Below are 10,945 nucleotides of genomic sequence, written 5' to 3'. Positions count from 1 at the left end.
GGCCTCGGCCAGACGGATGAAGACCGCCGCCGGTCCGACCGCCAGGACAGCCAGCAGGAGGAGCAGGACAGAGGCGCGAGAGGCCGGTGGCATGCGGGCAAGTAGCGGTCACGGCGCCGGCCGGACCACTGCGATTTTGCGCTCAGACAACCGATTCGTATTCGGCCGCCGACCACCCGATGATCAGCTTCTTCCCCGCAGTCAGGATCGGCCGCCGTAGCAGCGTCGGGTCCCGCAACATCGCCGCGATCGCCTGCTTTTTCGTCGGCGGTTTGGCCTCCCAGCCGGTGGTCTTGTAGGATTTGGCGCGGGTGCTGATAAACTCGACGACCGGGCGGTCGCCGATGAGGTCCGAGAGTTCCTGTTCGCTCAACGGCTCCTTGAAGAAGTCGCGCTCGTGCACGGCCGCTTTGTGTTCACGCAAGAAACTTCTTGCCTTGACGCAGGATGTTCAGGTGAACTTGCCGTAAAGTTTCAGCGTCGGCTTCGCCATCGTCTGTCCCCTCCGCGGCGCGGGCGTGCCGTCGGCCCCGTTGCCGAATGTACACCGCTATCGAAAAGGACTGCTCCGTTGGCCTGATCCGCCTGCGGCGAATCGGGCTGCCTCGCAATGACGAATTGAAATCGCAAGTTGTACCACACCGTTATTGCGAAGAGGAGTCCGCCGCAGGCGGGCGACGACGAAGCAATCTTTTTCCCCCTCGCCGCCACGCGTCCAGCCCCCCCGTGCCTCACTGTCCCGCGTGTTGCGCCTCCAGCCAGCGCTCGGCTTCGATCGCCGCCATGCAGCCGGTGCCGGCGGCGGTGATCGCCTGACGATAGACATGGTCCTGAACATCGCCGGCCGCAAACACACCCTCCACCGACGTCTTTGTCGTGCCCGGTGTGGTGATGATGTATCCGGCCTCGTCGGTCTCGACCTGCCCCTGCAAGAATTCGGTGTTCGGCTTGTGCCCGATGGCGAGGAACAGACCCTGTATCGGCCACTCGCGTTCGCTGCCATCGACGGTGCTCTTCAGACGCAGGGCACGGATGCCGGTCGACGGCTCGCCGAGGACATCGACAACGGTCGTGTTCCACATGAACTCAATCTTGGGATTCGCCATCGCGCGGCGCTGCATGATCTTCGATGCCCGCAGTGTGTCGCGGCGGTGAATCACCGTGACCTTTTCAGCAAACTTGGTCAGGAAATTGGCCTCCTCCATCGCCGAGTCCCCCCCGCCGACCACCGCGATCCGCTTGCCGCGGAAGAAGAACCCGTCGCAGGTGGCGCACGCCGAGACGCCATACCCCATCAACCGTTTCTCGCCGGGCAGATCCAGAAGCAACGCCCGCGCACCCGAGGCCACAATCACTGTGTCGCCGGTGTAAATGTCCTCGGTGGAGAAGATCTTGAACGGGCGCGTCGAGAAATCGACCGCCGCGACCGTCTCGGGGCGAAGCTCCGTGCCGAACCTAGCCGCCTGCTCACGGAAATGCGCCATCAGTTCCGGCCCCATGATGCCATGCGGAAAACCCGGGTAGTTTTCCACTTCGGTGGTGATGGTCAGCTGTCCGCCCGGCTGCGAGCCTTCCAGGAGAATGGGCTTGAGGTCGGCACGGGCGGCATAGATGGCGGCGGTGTATCCCGCCGGTCCCGCCCCGATGATGATGACCTTGAAGTGCTTGTCAGACATACAGTTCGACCCGCCTTTCGTCACGCGGTGAGCAAATACGGTATCGCCACGCAGGGCCCAAAGTCAATCCGTTGCTCTGCCATTCGTAACAAATCTTTGTTCCGCAAGTCGCAAAGAAACAGCCGCACCGTCTTGCGGAACGATGCGGCTGAAGGGCGAACGATCCCGGCTCCGGCGGCCCGAAGGACGCGACCGTGCGGGCGACCGCTACGCCGGAACCGGAGTCCCCATGACTTGCTTTTTCAACCACTCGGTGGTCGAGGACTTCGGACGCACGATCGGGTACCCCATGCCGCGGGCGATCACCGCCTGCGAGCAGATCCCCAGCGCACGCGACACCGAGAACAGCACGGTGTAATACGACATCTCGGTCAGGCCATACTTCCACAGCAGCGCGCCCGAGGCCGCGTCGACGTTGGGCCAGGGATCCTTGATCTTCTTCACCTGCTTGAGCACGTTCGGCACCACCTCGTAGATCTTCGCCACGATCTGGAAGACCTCGTCGTTGGCACAGTGCTTCTTGCCAAAGTCGAGGAAGGCATCGAAGCGCGGATCGGTGATGCGAAGCACCGCATGGCCGTACCCCGGAATAACGTGACCCGACTGCAGCGTCTCCCACGCGTACTTCTCCAGCTGTTCGTGGGTCGGCACGCCGCCAAAGCGCTCGCGGGTCTCGATGACCCAGGCGAGGCACTCCTGATTGGCCAGGCCGTGCAGCGGACCCGCCAGTCCGTTGAGTCCGGCCGAAAGGGCATAGTACAAATCGGCGAGCGCCGAATTGACCGTCGCCGCGGCGTTGGCCGACACATTGCCCGACTCGTGATCGGAATGCAGCACCATATAGAGCCGCATCAACTTGGCAAAGCTGCCATCCGGATCGTCGATGCCCAGCATGTAGGCATAGTCGGCCGCCCAGTCGAGCTTCGGATTGGAGAGGATGCGCGGGCCCTTGCCGAAACGCAGCCGGTAAACGCCGGCGGCGATGGCGGGCAGGCGAGCGATGATCGTCAGCGCGTCATCCAGCGTCTCCTCCCAGTAATGTTCCTTCGTCAACCCCTCGTCGTAGTGACGATGGAAAACCGACTCCCGCTCCATGCACAGGATCGCGGTGTCGAGCATGCACATCGGATGCGAATCGCGGGGCATCGCTTCCAGGACGGTCCAGACATACTCCGGCACGCGCGACCGTTTCTTCAGATCGGTCTGCAGCCACTGCAGTTGATGCTCGTCCGGAAACTCGCCGGTCAGAAGCAGCCAGAGGATTTCTTCCGGCATCCGGTCGACCAGTTTCTTGACCGGAATGCCGCGAATCACCAGCCCGGTGTCCGGCTCGACGAGCGACGTGTCGCACACGAGCGCGCGCACACCTCGCATCCCGCCGTAGACCTGCGACAGCGTGACTTTGCTGATGACATCGTCGCCGTGCTCCTTGAGGAAGTTCTTAACGTCCGCCTGCCAGACGGGCAACAACTGTGCCATGCGTTCTTGAAGTGTGGTCATCATGCGTCTCCTTGGCTGGTGCCTTCGACCGGCCCTATCGATTATAACATATGGTAATCATCGGCGGTTGCGGCGGCTGTCACGAGGGACGGAAAATCCGCGCCCACGCCAGTTTTTGTCAGCGTCAAAAACCTGACACCGACAGGGGGCTTTTTGTGAAATTTTTCGCATGCCGCCGCCCACCGTGCATACTACGGGCGACGGATCGCGGAAGATGGACAACTTCGGCTTGGACGGCGTCGCGCGCTGCCGATATTGACAGAATCTCCCCGCCCGCGTTGGTACGGGCGCGTCGGAGCGTTACATTCCGTTATCGAGGATGGAGCCCCGAGCCGGCCGCCCGGCGCTCCGGCGCCTCCAGAAAGGAACGGTTTCCCATGATCCGCCGTGAAGATGCCCTGGAGTACCACCGTCGCGGACGGGCGGGCAAAATCCAGGTCACGCCCACCAAGCCATGCACCACGCAGGTCGACCTGTCGTTGGCCTATACACCCGGCGTCGCTGAACCCTGCCGCGAGATCGAAAAGGACCCCGCGGCCGCCTATCTCTATACCGCCCGCGGCAACCTGGTGGCCGTGATCTCCAACGGCACCGCGGTGCTGGGGTTGGGGCATATCGGCGCCTTGGCCGGCAAACCGGTGATGGAAGGCAAGGGCGTGCTGTTCAAACGGTTCGCCGACATCGATGTCTTTGACATCGAAATCGACGAACTCGACCCCGTCAAGATCGTGGAGATCGTCCGCGCCCTCGAACCGACCTTCGGCGGCATCAACCTCGAAGACATCAAGGCCCCCGAGTGCTTCTATATCGAGGAACAACTCAAGGCCACCATGAAGATTCCGGTCTTCCACGATGACCAGCACGGGACCGCCATTATCTCCGGCGCCGCGTTGCTCAACGCCTGCGAGATCGCCGAAAAAGACCTCAGCCGGGTCAAGGTCGTCTTCAACGGCGCCGGCGCCGCGGGCATCGCCTGCGCGGCCCACTACGTCAGACTCGGCGTGCGTATGGAAAACCTCATCCTCTGCGATTCGGGCGGAGTGGTTTACAAGGGACGCACCAAAGGGATGAACCCCTACAAGGAGCGCTTTGCCGCCAACACCACGGCACGGACGCTGGCCGAGGCGATGGAGGACGCCGATGTTTTCTGTGGCTGCTCGGTCGCCAACACGGTCACACAGGACATGATCCGCTCCATGGCGAAGAATCCCATCGTCTTCGCGATGGCCAATCCCGATCCGGAGATCACCTACCCCGAAGCCAAGGCGGCGCGGTCCGACGTCATCATGGCCACGGGACGGTCCGACTACCCCAACCAGGTCAACAACGTCCTCGGCTTCCCGTTCATCTTCCGCGGGGCGCTCGATGTCCGCGCCAGTGCGATCAATGACGAGATGAAGGTGGCGGCCACGCATGCGCTGGCCGACTTGGCCAAACAGCCGGTGCCCGAGTCGGTGCTGGCGGCCTATGGCGCAACCGAAATGTCCTTCGGGCGCGATTACATCATCCCCAAGCCCTTCGACTACCGCGTGCTTCTCTGGGAGGCCCGCGCCGTGGCCGAGGCGGCCATGAGGTCGGGCGTCGCCGGCGTCACCATCGACCCGGACCAGTACACCTACGAACTCGAGGCACGCCTGGGGCGCTCGCGCGCCATCATGCGCGATGTCATCAACCGCGCCCGCTCCGAGCGCAAGCGCATCGTCTTCCCCGAGGGCACGGCGCCGAAGATCCTGCATGCCACCCGCCGTATCCGCGAGGAGCGCATCTGCGACCCGATCCTGATCGGCGACCCTGACAGAATCAAGGCCGTGGCCGCCGAGGTGAGCGTCGACTTAAACGGCGTCGAAATTGTCGATCCGTCCACATCGCCGTGGCGCGAGGAGTTCACTGAGCAATTCCACCTGCTGCGCGCGCGCAAGGGCGTGACGTTCCGCGATGCCCAGCGGCTGATGCTGGATCCGCACTACTTCGGACTGATGATGGTGCGGACCGGCAAGGCCGACGGCCTGGTCGCCGGCGCCACCGTCCACTATCCCGAGGTGCTGCGCCCCTGCCTGCAGATCTTCCCGCGTCATCATGGCTCCAGCGAGATTTGCGGCATGACCATGGTCATCTGGCCCAACGACATCATGTTCTTCGCCGACACCACGGTGCGCATCGACCCGACCGCCGAACAACTGGCCGAGATCACCCTCGGCTGCGCCCGCGAAGTTCGGCGTTTCGGCATCGAGCCGAAGGTCGCGCTGTTGTCGTTCTCGAACTTCGGATCGGTCGATCATCCGTTCACCCGCAAGGTCCGCGAGGCCGTGCAGATCGTCAAGGAGCGCGACCCGCTCCTGATCGTCGACGGCGAGATGCAGGCGGACACGGCCGTGACGCCGCAGATTCTCGCGGAGACCTATCCGTTTTCGAAGCTGAAAGAGAAGGCGAACCTTCTCATCTTCCCCGACTTGCAGTCGGGCAACATCGCCTACAAGTTGATCCAGCGGCTGGGCGGCGCCGAAATCATCGGCCCGCTGCTGGTGGGCATGGAAAAGCCGATCCAGGTGCTGCAGGTCGGTTCCTACACGGTGCGCGACATCATGCACCTGGCCGCCGTTACGGTGGTCTCGGCCCAGGGTCGGATGCAGACCGAATTGTTCCGTCCCTCCGATGCCGACAAGGTGAAGCCGAGCGCCTCACGCGCCTGACCCGCCGCCGCAATGACAGACACCCCGCCCGGGATCATTCCGGACGGGGTGTTGCATAATTTTCTGTGAACGAATCGGTTCAGTCGATCGTGCTTTCCACGCAGTGGCTCTTCCGGCACTCCTCCACCTTTGCGCGGATCGTGGTCACGGCGAACGGCTTGGCGAGCACGGCGGTACACCCCAGTGCCCGGCACTTGCGCTCGTTCTCCACCGAGGGATACCCGGTCAACACCAGCACATCCGTGCTCGGGTCGGCCTGTTTGGCCGACGTGAGCACCGAGAAGCCATCGACATTGGGCATCATCAGGTCGGTGATGACCAGTTCGAAGTGGGCGTTCTGGAGCAGACGGACCGCCTCACGGCCATCGGCGACCGTGGTGGTCTGATAGCCGTCCAGAATCTGCGCGAGAATCTCGCGCAGTGTCGGCTCGTCGTCGACGATCAGGATCGCGTAACGTGCGGGGGCGGATTCATGGCTTGGCATTGGTGGCTGACTCCTTGGAGGCTTGAGGTCCTTGCGCAGCCGCCGTGTCTGATGGACCATCCATCATCTCCATCACCGGAAAGGCGACCGTAAACGTCGTGCCCTTGCCGACCTGCGACTCGACGGCGATGTTGCCGCCCATGTCCTTGACCAGCCCGTAGGTCACCGACAGTCCCAGACCCGTCCCCTGCCCGATCTCCTTGGTGGTGAAGAAGGGCTCGAAGATCTTGTCCAGATTCTCCTCGGGGATTCCTTCGCCGGTGTCGGTGATCCGAACGGTGACCCAGTTATTGGCCACCGACGTCTCAACGACCACCCGCCCCTCCCCGCTGCGGATCGCCTGCAGGGCGTTGATCAGGATGTTCGTGAAGATTTGCTGCAACTTGCCGGCATGTCCCTTGATCGCCGGCAATGGATCGGCCAAACGCGAGTCCAGCTGCACGCCGTTGGACACCATCTGATGCGAGAGAAACGAAAGTGTTTCGCGCACCACCTGGTTGACGTCGACCGGTTCCGGCTCCTCGTGGGTCGAGGCGCGGGCAAAGCGCAGGAGGTTTTGCACGATCTGCTTGCAGCGCTGGCTTTGCTTTTCCATGTTCTCGATATAGCCGAGGAACCGAAGCACTTCCGAGGGCGGAATGCCGGTGGTCTGGCGGGCGCGGATGTGCTCGGCGGCCAGTTGCGCGTACCCCATGATCCCGGCCAGCGGATTGTTGATCTCATGGGCGACACCGGCGGCGAGCTGTCCCACGGCCGCCATCTTCCCGGCCTGCACCAGCTGCTGTTGTGTCTCCTTCAATTCCGCCACCAAGTCTTCGAGCAGCTCCTTCTCCACCAGCGCGTTGCGCGAGGCCTTCAGATCGGCGGTCATCTTGTTGAATGAGGAGGCCAGGTCGCCGACCTCGTCGTTGCGCACCGGCGTGGTCACCTTGACGTCGTAATCCCCGCCGGCAACCCGTCCGGTCGCCACCACCAGCTCGTTGATGGGACGGATGCTGACACGCACCATGATCGACGTGATCAACGTCGCGAACAGCACCGCCAGCAGTGTGGTCCACAACATCGTCTTGTGCATGTCGTCGATGGTCTCTTCGATGAACCGCGTCGTCATGCCCGCCTGCGCGTAGCCGATGATCCGCCAGGTCGACTTCGGCTCGTTACCGGCGCTGCCGGCCATGTCGTAGATGCCGATCTCGGCGTCCAGATCGCTCACTTCTTCGGCGATCGTGACCGGGGTCCGGAAGTGGACGATGCCTTCGTCATCGTCGACGGTTTCGGCCAGGAGCGCGGTCGCGCCGCCCGATGGGCTCCGCAGTTCCTGCAACGAGTACGCCGGCGCTCCCTCACCGACCCGCTCGCGGCCGGCGATGACCGTCCCGTCCGGCTCCACAACCCGCGCGTAGAGGACCTCCTTTTCGGCCATCATGCCATCCAGCAGATCGCCCAACGTCGTGGTGTCGCTGATCAGAGTGGCGTAGCTGGCGTTGTGCGCCAGCCCGTTGGTCGCAATCCGTCCGCGCATCAACAGTTCATTGCGAATCGCGTCGCCGCTGTGGTAGAGCGAAACGGCCATCAGGGAAAAGGCCAGCGCCACCATCAACACCGAGATGGCGGCAATTGCCTTTCGTTGAATGCTCAGTCGCATCGTGTCCCTGTCCGCTTCGTCAGAACGTCACCGCGTTCGAATCCCGGATGACCTTTTCATCCAGACGGATGCGCACATGCCCCATGATCTTCACATTGAGCGAGCGCGTATAGGTGCGCGGAATCGTAAACGGCAATTGCCCGGGCCTCTGGCCGGCAAGCACGCGGATGGCCAGTTCGGCCGACTGACGGCCGATGTCGGTGTAGTTGCAGTCCAGCGACATGAGCGCCCCCGCCTTCACGTAGGCGGACGACAGCCCGATCACCGGCACGCCCGATTTGATCAACTCAAAGATGATGAACCGCGACGAGCGCGGCGTGAGCACCGTCTCATCCGGGATCATCAGCAGGACTTCAATGGAATCCTTTAGCAGCCGCACCGCGTCGGGAACTTCCGACTCGCCGTGGGCCCAGCCGATGTGGGCGGTCAGTCCGTTGCGACGGCACAGATCGGCGGCCGAATCGGCCAACGCCCGGGTGCGCCCCGGATCGGAGATGATGCCGACGTGCTGAAGCGTCGGAAAGGCGCGCTTGAGTTCTTCAATTTGAACTGACAGCGGGATGGCCAGCGTCGCGCCGGTCATGTTGTCGCGCGCCGCGGAAGCGGGATCCTCCGGCGGCGTCAACACCATCGAGTAGATGATCGGCACGTGCCCGAGGTGCTTGGAAGCCTCACGCGCCGCGCGCGTGCCCAGCGCGAGAATCAAGTCGGGCGCTGTGGAGTGGATGGCCTCCATCAGCGCGGCATTCGCCGAATCGCCGCGCTCCAGAACATAGGTCAATGGCGTGACGATGTGGCCGGTCTCGGTGAGGCCGTTGATGAACCCTTCGTAGGCGAGATTGTATTCGGGAAGGTCGAGACTCTTGATGACCGCCACGCGCGCGTTGCCGGCGGCGCGATGCGCCGGATCATGCGCCCATGCCGGGCCGGACAGGCCCAGCGCCAGCCCCAGGATCGCGATCCAACCCGCGATCACCGCCGCTGTGCGCCGTCCCCCGTTGTCGGCCCCGATGCTCACCAATTGACTCTCTTCACCGTGCCGCCGGATCCGTGGGGATCCCGCTGGGCCCATTTCCCGTCCGTGTGCCCGATCGGCCAGTGGGCCGTCGGCGACGCGTCCATCAGGACTCGCTATCCATCGCGGCGCCGTAGCTGCCCGCGGCGCCGCGCCTTTTAGAACCCAAACGTCAACGTGAACAGGTGATTGCCCTCAAAGACACCGGCATCCGCCCAGGCGTAATCGATCCGCGCCTCGCGTTCGCCGAGCGGAAGCCGCAATCCCGCCCCCGCCGAGAAGCCGTACATGTACTGATCCAGCGACGAGGCCACATAGCCGCCCCGCAGAAAGAACTGGTTGGCCATCGACCACTCGCCGCCGAAGCGGTATTCATCCTGCGTAAAATTGTTCGATTGGAAGGCCCCGAGCACACGGACCGACTGCTGGCCACGCTGCCAGACATCCCACGCCAGCCCGAACTGGATAAACGACGGCAGCTCGAAGGCCGCCGACTGGGTGCGCGCGTTGCGATCCGTCGACTCGTCGTCGCCCAGATCCACCGGTTGGTCGAAGTCGGGACCGTCGAACTTCATGGAAGGGCCGTAGTTCTTCACCACCACGCCGAGCGTGAGATTCTTCCAGGTCGGACGGTAGGTGAAGCCGAAATCGAAGGCCACGCCCTGCGCCGTCTCGTTGAAGATCTTCTCGGCGATGTACTGGCCGTTCAATCCGAACGACACGCGATCGGTCAGGGCGCGGGCGTACGAGACACCGACGATGACGAAGGACGCCGCCCAGGTTTCGCCCGTGCCTTCCGGCTGTGTGGTGGTGCGCACCAGTTCCTCATCGGTGGACAGCACCGTCGCCGAAAGTCCCAGCACGCCGATCGCGCCGGCGTTGTGCGCCAGCGACACGCGGTCCAACCCGATATCGGCGATGTACTGCCGGTGGGAGAAGCTCACCTCGCTGCCCTCCACCAACGCCGCGCCGGCGGGATTCCAGAACCATGCCTCGGTACCGCTGGTCTGGGCCATGACCGCCCCGCCCATCGCCACGCCGCGCGCGCCCATTGGAATCAGCAGCTCCAGCGCGCCCGCGGTGCCCAGACGCTCATCGCCCCCGCCCCAGGCGAGGACCGGCGTCAACAGCAGCGCCACCGGCAACAGGATTTGCGATATCTTCTTCATCGTCGTCCTCCGACTTCGACATCCCGCGCGCACGCGGGAATGTCGCTCCCATTAGAACTGCCGCAGCCGTTCCCGGTCGACGAACAGCGCCAACTTGCCCGTCTTTGGCGCAATGCCCTCCGCCACGACGCGGTAGATGTAGACGCCGCTGGCAGGCGGCAGGCCACTCTCCGTCAAGACATCCCAGTGCACTTCCGCGTCCTCCGGGCGCTCCTTGCGCAAGACCCGGATGCGTTCGCCCACCAGATTGTAAATTTCCACCGTGGCGTCGACCGGCGGCAGCCCCACGAACTTGATCAGACGGTGGCGCTGGTCTTCCTCCAAGTCGGTGCCGTGCAGGTAGGGATTCGGCACGGCGTACACGCCGTCCAGCGACGACACGTCGCGGGCCTCTTCGGTCCCGGCCCGCAGCGTCGCGAACTGGAAGCGGTCGGCCGTGGTGTTGTACTTGTTGATCTCAATCGAGAGCACCTGGCCGGCGGCCAACTCGGTGTTGGAATGGCCTTCGGCGACGACCGGCCACCAGGCGTAGAGCACATCGAAATCCGCGCCATCGAAAAAGATCGACCGGGACGTGTAGTACGGATCCTCCGTCTCGGAATAGTCGCTGTTGAGGATGAACACGTACTCGCGCCCGCCATCGGCGGCGTCGTCCGGCGGCAGCCAGTAGCTGTCCTCCGACGCCAGCGCAAACTGCTCCACAAAGCAAACGTTCAGTTGCCGCGGCGGGTTGTGGGACACATCCCAGGCCGTAAACGGGACGGTG

Annotated in this window: 8 protein-coding genes and 1 pseudogene; 1 reads left to right on the top strand and 8 read right to left on the bottom strand. The window is 63.6% G+C overall.

From position 1 onward, the window contains the following. Positions 1-142: 142 nt before the first annotated feature. The 3 genes and pseudogenes from VNN55_04675 to VNN55_04665 form a co-directional block, all read right to left on the bottom strand. Positions 143-436: pseudogene (locus tag VNN55_04675) on the bottom strand (ArsC/Spx/MgsR family protein). A gap of 295 nt (positions 437-731) precedes the next feature. After that, positions 732-1,676: a thioredoxin-disulfide reductase gene (gene trxB / locus VNN55_04670; protein ID HWO56843.1), complete on the bottom strand. Its 945-nt coding sequence runs from the start codon at positions 1,674-1,676 to the stop codon at positions 732-734. A gap of 207 nt (positions 1,677-1,883) precedes the next feature. Further along, entirely contained in the window at positions 1,884-3,176 is a 1,293-nt protein-coding gene (locus tag VNN55_04665) for a citrate (Si)-synthase (GenBank protein ID HWO56842.1), read from the bottom strand. A 377-nt stretch (positions 3,177-3,553) separates the two neighbouring features. Between VNN55_04665 and VNN55_04660 the strand changes: the two genes are divergently transcribed. Next, a complete protein-coding gene (locus VNN55_04660) occupies positions 3,554-5,866 on the top strand; it encodes an NADP-dependent malic enzyme (protein ID HWO56841.1) in 2,313 nt (770 codons plus the stop codon). A 79-nt stretch (positions 5,867-5,945) separates the two neighbouring features. On the opposite strand, the gene VNN55_04655 is transcribed toward VNN55_04660, so the two are convergent. The 5 genes from VNN55_04655 to VNN55_04635 all read right to left on the bottom strand — a co-directional run. Then, the gene (locus VNN55_04655; GenBank protein HWO56840.1) at positions 5,946-6,350 is read right to left on the bottom strand and encodes a response regulator; all 405 of its coding nucleotides are present in this window, start codon (positions 6,348-6,350) and stop codon (positions 5,946-5,948) included. Further along, the gene (locus VNN55_04650; GenBank protein ID HWO56839.1) at positions 6,337-7,995 is read right to left on the bottom strand and encodes an ATP-binding protein; all 1,659 of its coding nucleotides are present in this window, start codon (positions 7,993-7,995) and stop codon (positions 6,337-6,339) included. Before VNN55_04650 ends, VNN55_04655 begins: the two co-directional genes overlap by 14 nt. A 19-nt stretch (positions 7,996-8,014) precedes the next feature. Then, a complete protein-coding gene (locus VNN55_04645; GenBank protein ID HWO56838.1) occupies positions 8,015-9,013 on the bottom strand; it encodes an ABC transporter substrate-binding protein in 999 nt (332 codons plus the stop codon). A gap of 155 nt (positions 9,014-9,168) precedes the next feature. Beyond that, positions 9,169-10,179: a PorV/PorQ family protein gene (locus VNN55_04640; protein HWO56837.1), complete on the bottom strand. Its 1,011-nt coding sequence runs from the start codon at positions 10,177-10,179 to the stop codon at positions 9,169-9,171. Between the two features lie 51 nt (positions 10,180-10,230). Then, the coding region (locus tag VNN55_04635; protein ID HWO56836.1) for a hypothetical protein at positions 10,231-10,945 on the bottom strand (715 nt) is incomplete at its 5' end.

The organism is bacterium (assembly GCA_035559435.1).
Taxonomy (GTDB): Bacteria; Zixibacteria; MSB-5A5; order WJJR01; family WJJR01; genus JACQFV01.
This window is presented reverse-complemented; position numbering and strand designations above follow the sequence as displayed.